General features: G+C 70.3%; 16 protein-coding genes and 1 pseudogene. 9 read left to right on the top strand and 8 right to left on the bottom strand.

The window, feature by feature from the left end; translation table 11 throughout:
* Nucleotides 1–117 precede the first annotated feature (117 nt).
* Nucleotides 118–597 carry a B-4DMT family transporter gene (locus tag NB3_RS13975; protein WP_244891895.1) on the top strand — a complete coding sequence of 160 codons (480 nt, stop codon included), beginning with the start codon at nucleotides 118–120 and terminating at the stop codon, nucleotides 595–597.
* A 55-nt stretch (nucleotides 598–652) separates the two neighbouring features.
* Here the strand turns inward: NB3_RS13975 and aroB are convergent, their stop codons facing one another.
* The 5 genes and pseudogenes from aroB to NB3_RS13950 all read right to left on the bottom strand — a co-directional run bounded on the left by aroB (nucleotide 653) and on the right by NB3_RS13950 (nucleotide 5,479).
* Nucleotides 653–1,774, bottom strand: coding sequence for a 3-dehydroquinate synthase (gene aroB, locus NB3_RS13970; protein ID WP_067802147.1), 1,122 nt, complete (start codon nucleotides 1,772–1,774; stop codon nucleotides 653–655).
* 365 nt (nucleotides 1,775–2,139) lie between these two features.
* Nucleotides 2,140–2,658: pseudogene (locus NB3_RS36175) on the bottom strand (shikimate kinase); the annotation flags it as partial.
* Nucleotides 2,655–3,863, bottom strand: a complete 1,209-nt coding sequence (gene aroC / locus NB3_RS13960) for a chorismate synthase (RefSeq protein WP_067802305.1) — start codon at nucleotides 3,861–3,863, stop codon at nucleotides 2,655–2,657. The pseudogene NB3_RS36175 and the gene aroC, both read right to left, overlap by 4 nt.
* A 104-nt stretch (nucleotides 3,864–3,967) precedes the next feature.
* Entirely contained in the window at nucleotides 3,968–4,849 is an 882-nt protein-coding gene (locus NB3_RS13955; RefSeq protein ID WP_067802142.1) for a universal stress protein, read from the bottom strand.
* A gap of 168 nt (nucleotides 4,850–5,017) precedes the next feature.
* Nucleotides 5,018–5,479, bottom strand: a complete 462-nt coding sequence (locus NB3_RS13950) for a prepilin peptidase (protein ID WP_067802139.1) — start codon at nucleotides 5,477–5,479, stop codon at nucleotides 5,018–5,020.
* Between the two features lie 204 nt (nucleotides 5,480–5,683).
* On the opposite strand from NB3_RS13950, the gene NB3_RS13945 reads away from it, so the two are divergent.
* From NB3_RS13945 to NB3_RS13930, 4 genes are read left to right on the top strand one after another with little or no spacing between them, the layout of a single operon-like run.
* A complete protein-coding gene (locus NB3_RS13945) occupies nucleotides 5,684–6,808 on the top strand; it encodes a M24 family metallopeptidase (RefSeq protein ID WP_067802137.1) in 1,125 nt (374 codons plus the stop codon).
* Nucleotides 6,809–6,856: 48 nt separating this feature from the next.
* Nucleotides 6,857–7,420, top strand: coding sequence for an elongation factor P (gene efp, locus NB3_RS13940; protein ID WP_039798939.1), 564 nt, complete (start codon nucleotides 6,857–6,859; stop codon nucleotides 7,418–7,420).
* Between the two features lie 33 nt (nucleotides 7,421–7,453).
* Nucleotides 7,454–7,963, top strand: a complete 510-nt coding sequence (gene nusB, locus NB3_RS13935) for a transcription antitermination factor NusB (protein ID WP_067802299.1) — start codon at nucleotides 7,454–7,456, stop codon at nucleotides 7,961–7,963.
* Entirely contained in the window at nucleotides 7,960–8,223 is a 264-nt protein-coding gene (locus NB3_RS13930) for a YciI family protein (protein WP_174553198.1), read from the top strand. Before nusB ends, NB3_RS13930 begins: the two co-directional genes overlap by 4 nt.
* A gap of 237 nt (nucleotides 8,224–8,460) precedes the next feature.
* On the opposite strand, the gene NB3_RS13925 is transcribed toward NB3_RS13930, so the two are convergent.
* Nucleotides 8,461–9,714, bottom strand: a complete 1,254-nt coding sequence (locus NB3_RS13925) for an ArsB/NhaD family transporter (protein WP_244891894.1) — start codon at nucleotides 9,712–9,714, stop codon at nucleotides 8,461–8,463.
* Between the two features lie 213 nt (nucleotides 9,715–9,927).
* Between NB3_RS13925 and NB3_RS13920 the strand changes: the two genes are divergently transcribed.
* The 4 genes from NB3_RS13920 (at nucleotide 9,928) to NB3_RS13905 (ending at nucleotide 12,950) form a co-directional block, all read left to right on the top strand.
* Nucleotides 9,928–10,416: a DMT family transporter gene (locus NB3_RS13920; RefSeq protein WP_067802135.1), complete on the top strand. Its 489-nt coding sequence runs from the start codon at nucleotides 9,928–9,930 to the stop codon at nucleotides 10,414–10,416.
* Between the two features lie 66 nt (nucleotides 10,417–10,482).
* The gene (locus NB3_RS13915; RefSeq protein WP_067802132.1) at nucleotides 10,483–10,989 is read left to right on the top strand and encodes a DMT family transporter; all 507 of its coding nucleotides are present in this window, start codon (nucleotides 10,483–10,485) and stop codon (nucleotides 10,987–10,989) included.
* Between the two features lie 101 nt (nucleotides 10,990–11,090).
* Entirely contained in the window at nucleotides 11,091–11,618 is a 528-nt protein-coding gene (locus NB3_RS13910) for a DUF4334 domain-containing protein (protein WP_067802129.1), read from the top strand.
* Between the two features lie 105 nt (nucleotides 11,619–11,723).
* Nucleotides 11,724–12,950 carry an FAD-dependent oxidoreductase gene (locus NB3_RS13905; RefSeq protein WP_067802128.1) on the top strand — a complete coding sequence of 409 codons (1,227 nt, stop codon included), beginning with the start codon at nucleotides 11,724–11,726 and terminating at the stop codon, nucleotides 12,948–12,950.
* Nucleotides 12,951–12,953: 3 nt separating this feature from the next.
* Here NB3_RS13905 and NB3_RS13900 read toward each other — a convergent pair whose 3' ends face one another.
* Nucleotides 12,954–14,120: a serpin family protein gene (locus tag NB3_RS13900; RefSeq protein WP_067802126.1), complete on the bottom strand. Its 1,167-nt coding sequence runs from the start codon at nucleotides 14,118–14,120 to the stop codon at nucleotides 12,954–12,956.
* A 36-nt stretch (nucleotides 14,121–14,156) separates the two neighbouring features.
* Entirely contained in the window at nucleotides 14,157–15,143 is a 987-nt protein-coding gene (locus tag NB3_RS13895) for a quinone oxidoreductase family protein (RefSeq protein WP_067802290.1), read from the bottom strand.
* Between the last annotated feature and the right edge of the window lie 21 nt (nucleotides 15,144–15,164).

The raw sequence follows: 15,164 nt of genomic DNA, 5'->3' as shown, positions 1-15,164 counted from the left end.
GCTACCTCGGACGAGTGCGGGTCCGGCCAGAATACGGCAGGGCGTCCGGTGGGCAGCGCGAATCTCGCCGCGCCGGTTTCGTTCGTTTACGGCCGAATGGGCGTTATGGTGTTTCGCATGAATGCTTGGTTGTTGCGGGCCGTCGTGCTCGGGGCGCTGGTGGTGGCGTTGCGCGCCGGGCTCGGGTTCGCGATGGTTGACTGGCCGACGCACGGGGCGCTGATGCGCCTGCTGTGCCTGATCGTGCTGGTCGCGGTCATCGTGGCCTGGGGTGTGCTGGACGGTCGCAGGGACCGCATCGCGAGTGGAGACGCCGAACGCGGCGCCGATCTGACCATGATGTGGCTGAAGGCCGCTGTCGTCGGTGGTGTCGGCAGCGGGCTGGCCTCCTGGATCCTGGACTTGGTTCCCCGGTTCGATCTCGGCGACAACGGCTTGCTGTTCGAAGTCACGGCGGGCGCGGCGTTCATCATCCTGCTGATCTTCGTGCCCGCGCTGGTCGGCGTCGGTGTCGGCCGGATGCTGGCCGAACGGCAGAACGGCAAGGGGCGCTCCACTCCGCCGTCGCTGTACTCCGCCGCGGGCAGCGCGATCTGATTCGACGAAACGGCGCGCCCGAACCGGGCGCGCCGTTTTCGTGTGGCCGGTGCGACTACAGCAGCACCGCACCGCCGCTGGGACTGTCCTCCCGGGCGATCGCCGAATAGGCGGCGGCCAGCAACGCGGGATCGGGTCCTTCCAGCCGTCCCGGCTTGGCCAGACCGTCGAGCACGACGAAGCGCAGCACGCCGGAGCGGGTCTTCTTGTCCGTCTGCATGGCGTCCAGCAGCTGGGGAAGCGCGTCGGCGTCGTAGCTGGTCGGCAGCCCGACGGCGGACAGGATCGCACGATGCCGGTCGGCGGTGGCGTCATCGAGACGTCCCGCGAGCCGGCCGAGTTCGGCGGCGAACACCAGTCCGACGGAGACCGCGGCGCCGTGCCGCCACCGGTAGCGCTCGCGCCGCTCGATCGCGTGGCCGAGGGTGTGACCGTAGTTCAGGATCTCGCGAAGACTGGATTCCTTCAGATCGGCGGCGACGACATCGGCCTTCACCTGGATCGCGCGGCGGATCAGCTCCGGCAGCACCTCGCCGGACGGGTCGAGGGCGGCTTCCGGGTCGCGTTCCACCAGCTCGAGGATCACCGGGTCGGCGATGAAACCGGCCTTGATGATCTCGGCCATGCCCGCGACGATCTCATTGCGCGGCACCGTCTCCAAAGTCGCCAGATCGACGAGCACCGCGGCGGGTTCGTGGAAACAGCCGACCAGATTCTTGCCCGCTTCGGTGTTGATGCCGGTCTTGCCGCCGACCGCCGCGTCGACCATCGCCAGCAGCGTGGTCGGCACGTGCACGATGCGCACGCCCCGCATCCAGGTGGCCGCGACGAAACCGGCGAGGTCGGTCGCCGCGCCGCCGCCGAGGCTGACCACGACGTCGTTGCGGGTCAAGCCGATGCGCCCGAGCACCTCCCAGCAGAATCCGGCGACGGCCAGGTCCTTGCCCGCCTCGGCGTCGGGGATCTCGATGCGGTGCGCGTCCAAGCCGGTGTCGGCCAGCGCCTTGCGCACCACTTCCGCGGTCTCGGTCAGCGGCGGCTGATGGAAGATCGCGACCGTGCGCACGCCTTTGGTCGCGTTGTTGACCGACTCGACGAGTTCGCCGAGCAACCCGCGGCCGATGATCACCTGGTACGGGTCGGCGGTCCGGACTTCGAGACGACTCGGCTCTGTCACGTGGCTTGCTCCGATTCTGTTGTTGCTGTGGTCGACTGCTGCCGCGCCCGGGAACGAGCACGGCGCGCGCGGGAGCGCCGGGACCGGCTGCCCGCCGCCGTCTCACCGTTGCCGGTTCCGTTCGCGGCGTCGGGTTCGCTGGTGACGCTCCTGCGGGAGCGCCGGGATCGCACGGCGGCGGTCACCGTCGATTCGGCCGCGGCGCCGGTCGCGGTGTCGGTGGTCTCGCTCTGATCGGCGTCCTTGCGCCGGGCGGCCGCTCTGGCCCTGGCGCGCCTGCGGGCTCGGGATCGGCTGCTGCCCTGCGGGATTCCGCTCGGCGGTGGCCGCAGGTTCGCGTCGGCCGGTTCGACCGGCTCCATCCCGAGCTTGGTCATGATCATCCGCACCACCCGGCCCGGGCTGCGGCCATCGGTGCGGACCCGGACGGTGGCCACTTCCCGATACAGCGGCCTGCGGGTACGCATCAGCTCCCGGTACTTCGCGCCGGGGTCGGCGCCGTTGAGCAGTGGCCGCTGTGTGCTCGCGCCGGTGCGCCGAAGCCCCTCGGCGACACTGATCTCCAGGTAGACGACGGTGCGGCCACGCAGGAGGTCCCTGGTGTTCGCGGACAGCACCGCGCCGCCGCCGAGCGAGACGACGCCGCGTTCGGCGAGGACCGCGCGGCGCACCACCCGCTCCTCGATCTTGCGGAATTCGGGCTCACCGTCTTCGGCGAAGATCTCCGGGATCGTGCGGCCGGTCTCCTTCTCGATGCCGGCATCGGTGTCGTAGAGCTCGACCCCCAGTTCCCTGGCGAGCTTGCGGCCGATCGTGGATTTCCCCGCCCCCGGCGGTCCGACCAGCACCACGCGCGGGGCGCGCGGATCGGTCTGCACGATCATTGCGACCGACTGTCCGCATGCACGTGGGGGCGAGTGCTGATGCGCTTGATGTAGCTGGTGATGTTATCGACGGTCTCGGTGAGCGAGTCGCCGCCGAACTTCTCCAGCGCGGCCTGCGCGACGACCAGCGCCACCATGGATTCGGCCACCACGCCCGCGGCGGGCACGGCGCACACGTCCGAACGCTGATGGATGGCGACGGCCTCGTCGCCGGTGGTCATGTCGACGGTGGACAGCGCGCGCGGCACCGTGGAGATCGGCTTCATGGCCGCGCGCACGCGCAGCGCCTCGCCGTTGGTCATGCCGCCTTCCAGGCCGCCGGCACGGTTGGTCGAACGCAGCACGCCGTCGGGGCCGGGCCGCATCTCGTCGTGCGCCTGGCTGCCGCGGCGGCGCGCGGTCTCGAAACCGTCGCCCACCTCGACGCCTTTGATGGCCTGGATGCCCATCAGCGCGGCCGCCAGGCGTGCGTCCAGCCGGTTCTCGCCGCTGGTGAACGAGCCGAGGCCGACCGGAAGTCCCGCCACGACCACCTCGACAACGCCACCGAGGGTGTCGCCGTCCTTCTTGGCCGCCTCGATCTCCGCGATCATCGCGGCTTCGGCGTCCTTGTCGAACGCGCGCACGGGGCTCTCGTCCACCGCGGCGAGATCGGCGGCGGTCGGCACGATGCCGGAGGTGTTCTGCGCGGCGCCGATCGACACGACATGCGAGACGACCTCCGCGCCGAACGCCTGGCGCAGGAAATTGCGTGCGACGGTGCCCGCCGCGACGCGCGCGGCGGTCTCCCTGGCGCTGGCGCGCTCGAGCACATTGCGGGCGTCGTCGAAGTTGTACTTGAGCATGCCGGAGTAGTCGGCGTGTCCGGGCCGTGGCCGGGTCAGGGGTGCGTTGCGGGCCAAGTCGGCGAGTTCGGCCGGGTCGACCGGGTCGGCCGACATGACGGTGGTCCACTTCGGCCACTCGCTGTTGGCCACCTCGATGGCCACCGGGCCGCCCATCGTGCGCCCGTGCCGAACGCCACCCACCACGGTGACCTTGTCGGCCTCGAACTTCATCCGCGCGCCGCGACCGTAGCCGAGCCTGCGGCGCGCCAGCTGCGCGGAGATCTCGTCCGACGTCACCTCGACGCCTGCCACCATCCCCTCGAGGATGGCGACGAGAGCGGGACCATGGGATTCTCCGGCAGTTATCCAACGCAGCACATCGTTCATCTTCCCATGTCGACGCGGGTGCTCCGGAACGCGGCCCGCCGTGACGGCGCGCACGCCGGGCGGTCCGGGCCCCGCCGCTCAGCGGGCTATGACGCTCAGCGGGCTATGACGATGGGGCGATCCACCGCGCGCAGCAGCGCGTCACCGACCGAGCCGAACAGCAGCCTGCCCAAGGTCCCCCGGCCACGGTTGCCCACCACGAGCAGCTGTCCCTCTCTGGAGCGTTCCAGCAAGCGCCGCTCCGGCCGGTCGCGGACGACCTCGCGCCGGATGGTCAGCTCCGGGTACCGCTCCTGCCAGCCCGCGAGGGCGGTGGCGAGCAACGCTTCCTCGGTCCGGCGTGCCGCGGCCAAATCGGTGCCGATCGCGGCCAGCGGTTCGACCTCGCCCCAGGTGTGCACGGCCACCAGGTCGACTCCGCGCAGCGACGCCTCCGCCGCCGCCAGTCCGATGGCGGCCTGCTCGGCGGTGGAGCCGTCCACGCCGACGATCACCGGAGCGGTGTTCGCCCGGTCCCACAGCGGCGTCTCGGCGGGCACCACCGCCACCGGGCAGTCGGCGCCCCTGGCGACGGCGCTGCTGACCGAGCCGAGCAGAACACGCTGCACGCGGCCGATCCCGCGGGTGCCGACCACGAGCATCGCCGCGTTGCGGGAGCGCTCGACGAGTGCGGTGGCGATGTGCGCGGTGCGGATCTCGGTGCCGATGGCGATGTCGCGCACGGAATGGGCGGCCGCCACCGCGGCGTCCGCGGCACGCTCGATCGCCTCGTCCGCCTCGCGCACCCGCAGCAACGCCGCGGGCCGCGGCGGATCGTCGTCGGCCGAGCCGAGCGACGACTCCATGACGAGCGCGATGTGCAAGGGCGCGTCGCGCAGCGCCGCGGTCTGCGCCGCCCAGCGGACCGCGACGATCGATTGCTCGGAACCGTCGGTTCCCGCGACGATCGGTCTTCGCGACGGGTGCCTCGGATTCACTGGGCGGCTCCTTCTGGACGCTGCGTCGCCTGCAGGCGCATGCACGGGGGCAACGGGCCGAGGGGCCGCCGTCGAGCCCATTCCAGCGACTGCTCGGGAAGTCGATGCCCGCGATTGATGCTACCGATCAATAGCGGAATATTTGCTGACTAGGAAAAGCCGTCGCGCTCAGTGTGCTCCCGGCGCCCAGACGGCGAGGGCGAGCAAGGTCGCCGAGCACATCGAGGGTCCATGGGGCAGCACAGCGCGGTCCGCCCGAGGGCCCGCACGTGCCGCTCGGTGCACCAGCTGTACGACGGCGGCGAGCGCCGTCAGCACCGGCGCGGCGAGCGCGGCCGACACCCAGCACTGCGCGCCGCCAAGCGCGGCGGCCGCGCCGAGACCCACGGCGAGCTTCGCATCGCCCGCGCCCAATGCGGCCGGTGCGGCCAGGTGCACGAGCAGATAGGGCGATGCGAGCAGTGCGGCGCCGCAGAGCGCGATCGTGAATCGCCCTGTGCACAAGGCGAATCCGAGGATCAGGGCGGCGCCCGAGCCGGTGAGGGCGTTCGGGAGCCGCAGGGTTCGGAGATCGACGCAGCTCGCGGCGATGCACCACACCGTGAGCGCGGTGAAATAGATCGACGACATGCCTCCAGGCTCGTTGCCCGCAGCCCGAGTTGGACGTGGCGCCGGTGAAATGTGCACAACTCCAGCACAAGTGAAGATCCCGTGTATCAGAATGCGTCTCCGCCGTCCGATCGTCGTGCCGGGCGTGCGCGCAGGCCGGGGGCGCTTCCCGGCTGGTCTCCGTGTTGCGCGCCCACGACCGCGTTTCGGCGGTAGCTTGGACGCATGTCTGCTGATCACGCAGGTCGGGGCCCGGACTATGCTGCGCGCCGCAGCGCGTTGCGCGGTCTGCTGATGGAGAACGAGGTCGACGCTCTGATGGTCACCGATCCGGTGAATATCAGATATCTGACCGGGTTCTGCGGAAAGGACTCCGCCCTGCTGGTGCATTCCTGGGATACCGGCAACGACGAGGAACGCACCGTGATCGGCACCGACGGCTGCCACCGCGATCTGGTCGCCGTCCAGGCGCCCGATCTGCGCGCCGAGATCGCGAGCGCGGCGACGCGCCGGATCGTGGAGCTGGCCGGAGAGTGGCACGTGGGGCGAGTCGGGTACGAGAGCCATGTGGTCACGGTCGAGCAGCATCGCGGCTTGGTCGAGCGGCGCACCGGCCTGGAGTTCGCGGCCACCGTCGGGTTGGTCGAGCAGTTGCGCATGGTGAAGGACGCGCACGAGGCCGCGCGTATTCGCACCGCCGCGGACGCGTGCGACTCGGGCCTGCGCGCATTACTCGAAGCCGGGGGATTGCGGCCGGGACGGACCGAGCGGCAGGTGGCTCGCGATCTGGCATGGGCGATGTTCGAGCACGGCGCGGAGTGGGTCGCCGCGGCCACGGTCGCCACCGGGAAGAATTCCGCCGTTCCACGGCATCGTCCCGCCGACACCCCGCTCGGTACGGGAGATCTGGTCGCGGTCCGTTGCGGCGCGGTCGTCGGGGACTATCACGCCGTGCTCACTCGCACCTTCGTCCTCGGCCGGGCCGAGGAGTGGCAGCGCGAGGCGTACGCGCTGGTCGCCGCCGCGCGGGAGGCCGGTCGCGCGGCGCTGCGCCCCGGGGTCGCGGTGTCCGCCGTCGACGCCGCGGCGCGGGCGGTGATCGAGGCGGCCGGGCACGGCAAGTCGTTCGTGCACGGCCTCGGCCACGGGGTCGGTCTGCGGATCGACGAAGCGCCCGGAATCGCGAAAACCGGAACCGGTACACTTCTGTCTGGCGTGGCGGTGACCGTCGAACCAGGTGTGTACTTTCCCGGCCGCGGCGGGGTCCGGATCGAGGACACGCTCGTGGTGCGCGAAGGGGGCCCCGAGTTGCTCACCCACACCAGCACAGACCTGACCGTCGTCGACTGACGCCGGTCTGCCCGAGACCAAGCGGTAGAACGAGGAGATCCGAAGACAGTGGCGGACACCAGCGACTTCAAGAACGGCCTTGTGCTGAAGATCGACGGTCAGCTCCAGCAGATCATCGAGTTCCAGCACGTCAAGCCGGGCAAGGGCCCCGCGTTCGTGCGGACCAAGCTGAAGAACGTCGTGTCCGGCAAGGTGGTCGACAAGACCTTCAACGCCGGCGTGAAGGTGGAGACCGCCACCGTCGACCGCCGCGACATGACCTACCTGTACCACGACGGCTCGGACTACGTCTTCATGGACGGCGAGACCTTCGACCAGATCTCCATCTCCGAGGCCACCATCGGCGACGGCGCCCGCTTCCTGCTGGAGAACATGACCGTGCAGGTCTCGATGCACGAGGGCGCGCCGCTGTACGTCGAGCTCCCGGTGTCGATCGAGCTGGTGGTCCAGCACACCGACATCGGCCTGCAGGGTGACCGCTCCACCGGCGGCACCAAGCCCGCCACCCTGGAGACCGGCGCCGAGGTGCAGGTCCCGCTGTTCATCAACACCGGCGACAAGCTGCGCATCGACTCGCGCGACGGCAGCTACCTCGGCCGGGTCAACGCCTGAGCGCCGGGCCGGCCGATCCGGAATGATGTGACCGTGGCTGAACAGCCCGTGGACAAGAAGTCCACGTTCAAGAAGCTCGGCGCGCGGCACAAGGCCCGCCGCCGTGCGGTCGACCTGCTGTTCGAGGCGGAGGCCAGGGACGTCGACGCCGCCGACCTGCTCGACGAGCGCGCCGAGCTGGCCGCCCGCGACCAGTCGGTAGCGCCGGTGCACCCCTACACCCGCACCTTGGTCGAAGGCGTCGCCGACGATCTCGACCGGGTGGACGGGACCATCGAGTCCTACTTGCAGGACTGGACCCTGCCCCGCCTTCCGGCCGTGGATCGCGCGATCCTGCGCATCGCGGTGTGGGAGTTGTTCCACGCGAGTGACGTCCCCCCGGTCGTCGCCGTGGACGAGGCGGTGGAACTGGCCAAAGAGTTGTCCACCGACGACTCCCCGTCCTTCCTCAACGGCGTGCTGGGGCAGGTGGTCCTGGTGGCGCCGCAGGTCCGTGCCGCCGCGGCCGCGACCAGGGCCCCTCGCCCGGAGTCCGAGGCGTGAACAAGTACCTCGTCCTGGCGATGCGCACCCCACGCTTCGACACCGCCGTGATCGAGCCGCATCGCCAGTTCCTGCGAGCACTGCTCGACCGAGGGCAGTTGCAGGAGAGCGGCCGCTTCACCGACGGCACCGGGGGCGCGTATGTCATCTACGCCGAAAGCCTCGCCGCGGCAAGGGAGATCGCGTTCACCGATCCGGTGCACACCACCGGCTCCTCGGAACTCACGATCTACGAGTGGGAAGTCACGGATCCGAACTGACCTTCTGCGGCTCCGGGCCCGCGCTCCTGGCGGCTCTGGCCCGGGTGGTGGCAGCGCGGGGCGGTCCGCGAGACCGCGCGCATGCTCCCGCTGGTGGGTGTACGGATGAACCAGCGGGAGCACCGGAACCGGTGGTCCCGCGCGGAGACCGAACCCGACTCGCGTTTCGTCCGGCCTCGACGGCATCCTCGTACCTCGACCGCACTCGAGGTCAAGGGAAGGCGGGGTTTTCGGCGACTAACCAGTCACCAGCAGCGCCGCGACCGCGCCCGCGGTGGCGATCGTGGCGAGCGCGACGCCGGTCAGGACGAAACGCCGCATGGGCACCCGTACGCCGTGCGTGCGGCAGAACTCCAAGCACAGCAGCGTGGCGAGCGAGCCCCACGGTGTGACGATCGGGCCGACATTGGTGCCGATCAGCAACGCGAGGAGCTGATCGCCGTTCTGTGCGGGGATCACCGCCTCGCCCGCGGTGTAGGCGGGCAAGTTGTTCGCGACGTTGGACAGCCCGGCGCCCGCCGCGGCGGCACGGAACGCGCCCGGTGCACCGGGGTCCGAGCCGATCAAGGCCCGCATCGCGTCACCGAGGCCGAACCGGCTCAGAGTAGGCACCACCAGGAACAACCCGACCACGAAGACAAGCAGTTGCCACGGGATGAGCGACAGCCGCAACGCGCCCCGATCGAACACGGCGAACGCCGCCGACGCGATGAGCGCCGCGACCGCCGCCGCGACACCGATCCGGTCGCCGACGACGGGGATCGCGACGATGAACAGCACGCAGGCCCCCGCGGTCGCGAAGAACAGCGCGCGCTCCCGGGAGTTCGCGGGGCGGATCGGCTCGGGCGGAACGTAGCGGTCGGTTTCCCTGCGGCCGCGCCGCCAGTACCACACCCACAGGCACACCGTCGTCGCGGCGATCGAAACCAGTTGCGGCGCCCACATTCTCCCCGCGAAGCCGGTCGCGGTCAGCGCCACCCGGTCGGCGGCGAGCAGATTCGTCAGATTGGAGACCGGTAACAGCAGGCTCGCGGTGTTCGCCAGCCACAGGGTGGTCATGGCCAGCGGCAACGGTGGAATCCGAGCGGGTGCGGCGAGTGCCAGCATGACCGGGGCGATGAGCACGGCCGTGGTGTCGAGGTTCAACAGGATCGTCGTGGCGGAGGCGAACAGCACGCACAGGCCGAACAGCGCCGGGTAGTGGCCGCGCCCGAGAATCGCGAGGCGATGGGCGATGGCGTCGAAGACCTTGGCTTGCCTGGTGAGTTCGGCCAGCACGATCACGGCGGCGAGAAACAGTAGCAGCGGGCCGATGCGACGCATGTTCGCGGCGGCCTCGGCGCGGGGCAGCAGGCCGGTTAGCACGCACAGCAGACCGGCCGCGAGCAGGGCGAGCCGGACCCGGTCCAGGATGCTCAGCCGCCGCTCGGACCTCGTCGCGGACGGGCTGCGTGCGGAGGAATCGACCAGTTCGGGCACGGGTGCCATCATGGCAGCCCTTCTCAACGGGCCCTTCCCGGCGGGGGCGGGCCGGAGCGGTTTCCGATTACCCATTGAACGTACCGTTATGCAATGGTACGTTATTCGCGTCACACAGGTCGGACGACGGCTCCGGCGCCACCGCTTTCCACCGTTGGGGTGGGGACGGTGCGCCCGACGCACTCTCGGTGTTCGTCCGCCACCGAAGCCAAGGATGTATTGCCCATGAGCATCGTCATCGGACTGGTCTTTCTGTTCATCCTGGTCGGAGGCAGCCTACGGTCGGCCGAAGCGGGCTGTCAGAACACGTTGATGAACCACATGAAGAACATGTGGCTCTGCGCCGTGATCTCGTATGCCGTTGCGCTGACCGGCTTTTCGATCTTCCTGGCCCTCTCGTCGAAGTCGCCGTGGCCGACGCTGGACGACGTGCGGAACATGCCGTGGTGGGCGCCGTTCGGCGGTCTGCTCGGCGGCGCGGCGGTGATGGGGATGATCGCCGTCGCCCGGCATGTCGGCGTGGCCACGTTCAGCGCGCTGGTGATCGTCGGCGAGATGGTGGTCGCCGTGATCATGGATCACTTCGGCCTCATGGGATTCGAAGAGCGATCCGCCAGCATTCCGCGTCTGGTGGCCTGCGGGCTGATCACGCTCGCGATCTACCTGATGGCCGACGAACCCGCGGGTGACGAGCCCAGGGTCAGCGTCACCTGACAGCAGGACACCCACTCACCGCTGCCGGTCAAGCCATCCACTCTCGCACCCTCCCGAGGACATTCGATGACGGTTCAGACCGCCGAGAAGACCCGTGCCGCGCTGCCCCGCGCCACGATGGCACTCATCTTCGCGTTCATCCTGGTCGGCGGCGCGCTGCGCTCCGTAGAAGCCGGTTGCCAGAACTCGCTGAAGCTCGCGTTGAAGAACGTCTGGCTGTGCGGCGTGATCTCCTACGCCGTGGCCTTCACCGGCTTCGCGATCTTCCTGACGGTGGCGTTGCTGGTTTCCCGGAACCGGCCGTGGCCGACGAAGGCCGATATCCGGACCATGCCCCGGTGGGCGCCGTTCGGCGGTCTGCTCGGCGGCGCCGCGATCCTGGCGATGATCTCCGTGGCCTCCGACGTGGGCGCGGGCACCTTCAACGCCTTGATCATCGCGGGGCAGATGTTCGGCGCGCTCGCGATCGACCACTTCGGGCTCATGGGGTTCCCGCGCCGTACGGTCAGCTCCAAACGCGTCGTGGCCTGCGTCATGATCATCGCCGGGATCTATCTCATGGCGTCCTACTGAACAGCCGCGCCGAGGCGCCTCAGGACCTGGTCGACGGCCGGACTCTGAGAGACAGATAGAGTGCTTATCGCAACGTTGCCTCGGTGAGGGAAGTGGGAGACATGGCCGCGAGCGAGCTGACCGACATCCGTTCTGCCCAGGAGGCGTGGGCGCTGTTCGACAGCCTCCCCGCGGCGCCGGTCGAGGACATCACGACGGGGCGCTGGCGGGGCGAGGAGCTGGACACCGGCCATCCGATGGACGGCGTGCTGGTCGCCTCGGGCTGGTACGGCAAGCAGTTCGACGGACCCGACAGCGTGCATCCGTTGCTGTTCGCCTCGGGCGGCGCGGTATTCGCCGTCGATCCGCGCCGCGTCCCGGTCGCGTTGGCCGGACGGGTGCCGCTGCCCGGTGTGCGCGCCGTGCGCAAGGTGCTGCCGATCCTGCGGCCCGCGCTGCGCACGCGGAAATACACCGCGCGACTGCGTGCGGTCGAATACCGCGGCGTCACAAGTGCCGCGATGGTCTACGACCATCTGCCGATCATCGATCACTTCCGGCGCGCCGACGAGCACACCCTGCTCGGCGTGATGGATTTGCGCGGTATGGCCGAACCGTACTTCTTCCTGCTGCACCGGGATATCGGCTGACGGTCGGCCGTCGCCGATCCGGGTCCGGCGCCGCGCACGCCACACTAGGATTTGCGCGAACAGGCGAGACCTTGCGGCGATGTGGTGACCGAGGAGGCACAGTCGATGGAACGCACGACATGCCTGGTGGTCGGTGGGGGACCCGCCGGAATGATCCTCGGGCTGCTGCTCGCCAGGGCCGGTGTCGAGGTGACGGTGCTGGAGAAGCACAAGGATTTCCTCCGCGACTTCCGTGGCGACACCGTGCATCCCACCACCCTCGACCTGCTGGATGAACTGGGTCTCGGCGCCGAGTTCGCGAAACTGCCCGCGCGCAAAGTGGATCGCGTGCAACTGCCCATCGCCGGCGGTCTGCAGACGCTCGCCACCCTGACGCACCTGCCGGGCAAGCACAAGTACATCGCCATGGTGCCGCAGTGGGATCTGCTGGATCTGCTCGCGCGCGCCGCGGCCGCCGAACCCACCTTCCGGCTGCGGATGAACACCGAGGCCACCGATCCCGTCTGGATCGACGGCAGGGTGGGTGGTGTCGCCTACCGGACCGCCGACGGCGCCACCGGCGCGATCGAAGCCGACCTCACGGTGGCCTGCGACGGCCGCGGATCGCTGCTGCGGTCGGCCGCCGGTTTGCCGAGCCGCACATGGCCGACGCCCATGGACGTCTGGTGGTTCCGTCTGCCGCGCACCGATATCGATCCCGTCGGCGCGTTGCCGATCGTCAGCGCCCGGCGGGTCGCGGTGCTGCTCGACCGCGGCGACTACTGGCAGTGCGCCACGCTGATCGCCAAGGGCGCCGACGAATCCGCCCGCCGCGGGCCGGTGCAGGACATCATGCGCGCCCTGGCCGCGGCCGCGCCCTGGCTCTACGACCGGATCGACGCCTTGACCAGCTGGGATCAGGTCCAGTTGCTCGAGGTGCGGCTCGATCGGCTGACCAAGTGGTACACCAACGGCCTGCTCTGCCTCGGCGACGCCGCCCACGCCATGTCACCGGCCGGCGGCGTCGGCATCAACCTGGCCGTCCAGGACGCCGTGGCCGCGGCCGGCATCCTCGCCCCGCCCCTGCTCTCGGGCACGCTCGGCACCAGGCAGCTGGCGAAGGTGCAGCGACGGCGCCGATTCCCGACCGTGGTGACGCAGGGCATGCAACGACTCCTGCACGCCTTCGCCATCGCCCCCGCCCTCGACGGGCGCATGGACATCGCGAGTTCCGCTCGCGCGCCGCTGCCGATCCGTCTGCTGCGGCGCATCCCCGTGCTTCGCAGCGTGCCGACTTTCTTGCTCGCTCGCGGTGTCCGGCCCGAGCACGCCCCGGCCTTCGCCCGGCGGTAGCGCTCAGGCCGGAGCGTCGGGGGACGACGTCGGCGCGGTCGCGACCCATCCCGCGACGACCGCGAGACCCGTCGGGCGGTGCACCGCGAGGAAGCCGAAGGGGCGGTCGAAGACCACCGACACGACGGGCGCGTAGTCGTGCCGCAGCACCGCCGCTGCCGCGCGTAACGCGAAGGCTGTCACGGCGGCCGCCTCGAAACCTTCGTGGCTGAACCGCGCGAGCACCTCCTGCGCTCCTCGGCCGACGCACAGCGGCTGCGGGGAGATCGCCGGAAAGTGACCACGGGTGCAGTCGGTGGCGGCGGTCATGCCGAACAGGCCGGGGGCGGCGAGCAGATCGTGGGTGGAGCGAACCTCGAAAGGCGGCAAGTGGATTCGCAGTCGACCGGCGTTGGGCATCACCGGTTCGGTACGCACGGTCAGCCCCGGTCCCGTTGTGCCGAGCGGCAGATCGGAACGGATCGGCGCATCGCCGGACAGCGCGGCCAGACCCGTACCGAGCACGGCGCCGGGTGCCCCGGCGCCGAGCAGAAGGTGGACGTCGAGGTCGGCGACGCCTTCGACGACAACACGCGTGACCGGTTCCGCCGCGTCCAGGATCGCGGCGTTCGCCAGGTCGCGGCTCGCCCGGGACAACCCGGGTCCGCGGTGCCCATGCCACGGACCGTTCTCGGGTGCCAGCGTCCCGACGTCGAAAGGCACCCGCCACCGAGTTTTCGCGACCAGAGCGGTGGCCAGCACCAGCAGCGTCTCGGGATCGACCGTCAGAGGGAAGCGGTCGATGAGCCCATCGGTGTGCCGGGCCGCCCAGCTGTCGAGTTCCGACTGCCCGGCCAACCGGGCGAGCACGCCATCGGGGAGCGCTTGCGACCACGCCTCGTGCACGGGAAGATCGCGGCGCACCCACACGCCGAGTGCGGCCGACACCGCCTCCGCGCGCTCGAGATCCCGCAGCAGCCGCAGCGCCCCGGCTCGCGCGTCCGCCGTGGGCACGCCGGTCGCGGTCGTCAGTTCGTCCCGCGCCGGGCCGTCCGCCGCGGAGGCGAGCAGGGCGAGCAGCGGCCACACCCCGGCGCCGGACACCACGAAGTCTCGATCACCCGCCGCCGCGCACCACCGCGCGGTGAGCGCGTTGGCGGCGCCGACATGGGATTCCAGCGAAGTCCGCACGCGTCCACCCTAGTCACGCCCCGCGGCCGCGCGCCGCTATCCGGACACGGCGGAGCCCGGACGCAGCACGATCTTGCCCAGCACCGTCCTTTCCTCCAGCAGCCGATGCGCGTGGCTCGCCTGGTCCAGCGGCAGCACCGCCTCGACCAGCGGATCGAGCCCGCCCGCCGCCGCGCGGGCCAGAACGGTACTGCGCGCCAGGGCGACTCGTTCCAGCCAGTCCGGTCCCGCGCAGCCGGTGAAAGTGAGCCCGCGCACGAGCAGGTCGCTCGCGGACACCTGCGCGGGTGCTCCGGACAACCATCCGTAGCCGAGCATCCGGCCGCGCAGGGGCGTCATGAGATCGAGCAGGCCGGAAGCGCTCGCGCCGCCGATCGAATCGAACACCACGTCCACCGTTGCGCCGTCGAGGGTTTCGCGCAGCCGGGTGGTCCATTCCGGATCGTTGTGGTCGATCACCTCGTCGGCGCCCAGTTTGCGGGCGTGGGCGGTTTTGCCGGGGCCGCCCGCGGTCCCGATGACGCGCGCCGCCCCGAACTCTCTGGCCCATTGGGTCAGCGTGCTGCCGATGCCCGTGGCCGCGGCTTCGATCAAGACGGTTTCGACGCCGGTGAGCGCGGCGGTTTCCAGCAGTGGAATCGCCACCGATCCGTTCATCAGCACCGCGGCGGCGTCGACGAAGGACAGGTCGTCCGGAATGGGCACTACGGAATCCGCGGACGCGGCGACGAATTCGGCGTAGGCGCCGGAACCCTGGGTCGACACGACCACCCGCTGTCCGATCAACGCCGGATCGGCTCGCTCGCCGACCTCGGTGACGACCCCCGCGGCCTGGAAGCCGAAAACCAGCGGCAGCGGCGCGCCGAGCGGGAACTCGCCGGAGCGCAGCTTGGTTTCGGGAAACAGCACGGGGATCGCCTCGGCGCGGACCACAACCTCGTCCGCGCCCGCCCTCGGCGCCGGGACATCCGCGACGACCAGCACATCGGGGCTGCCGGTCGCCGTCATTACGATTGCCTGCATCATGAACTCCATAAGTTGACT

This window comes from Nocardia beijingensis NBRC 16342, assembly GCF_001612785.1.
GTDB lineage: Bacteria > Actinomycetota > Actinomycetes > Mycobacteriales > Mycobacteriaceae > Nocardia > Nocardia beijingensis.
Note: the sequence above shows the minus strand (reverse complement) of the source record. Positions and strands in the feature narration are given on the sequence as shown.

Excerpts from the sequence above, each read along its gene's own strand:
- NB3_RS13905 (WP_067802128.1), top strand. The coding sequence starts at position 11,724 with ATGGAACGCACGACATGCCTGGTGGTCGGTGGGGGACCCGCCGGAATG.
- NB3_RS13975 (WP_244891895.1), top strand. The coding sequence starts at position 118 with ATGAATGCTTGGTTGTTGCGGGCCGTCGTGCTCGGGGCGCTGGTGGTG.
- NB3_RS13915 (WP_067802132.1), top strand. The coding sequence starts at position 10,483 with ATGACGGTTCAGACCGCCGAGAAGACCCGTGCCGCGCTGCCCCGCGCC.
- NB3_RS13910 (WP_067802129.1), top strand. The coding sequence starts at position 11,091 with ATGGCCGCGAGCGAGCTGACCGACATCCGTTCTGCCCAGGAGGCGTGG.
- NB3_RS13945 (WP_067802137.1), top strand. The coding sequence starts at position 5,684 with ATGTCTGCTGATCACGCAGGTCGGGGCCCGGACTATGCTGCGCGCCGC.
- NB3_RS13895 (WP_067802290.1), bottom strand. The coding sequence starts at position 15,143 with ATGCAGGCAATCGTAATGACGGCGACCGGCAGCCCCGATGTGCTGGTC.
- NB3_RS13950 (WP_067802139.1), bottom strand. The coding sequence starts at position 5,479 with ATGTCGTCGATCTATTTCACCGCGCTCACGGTGTGGTGCATCGCCGCG.
- NB3_RS13920 (WP_067802135.1), top strand. The coding sequence starts at position 9,928 with ATGAGCATCGTCATCGGACTGGTCTTTCTGTTCATCCTGGTCGGAGGC.
- NB3_RS13925 (WP_244891894.1), bottom strand. The coding sequence starts at position 9,714 with ATGATGGCACCCGTGCCCGAACTGGTCGATTCCTCCGCACGCAGCCCG.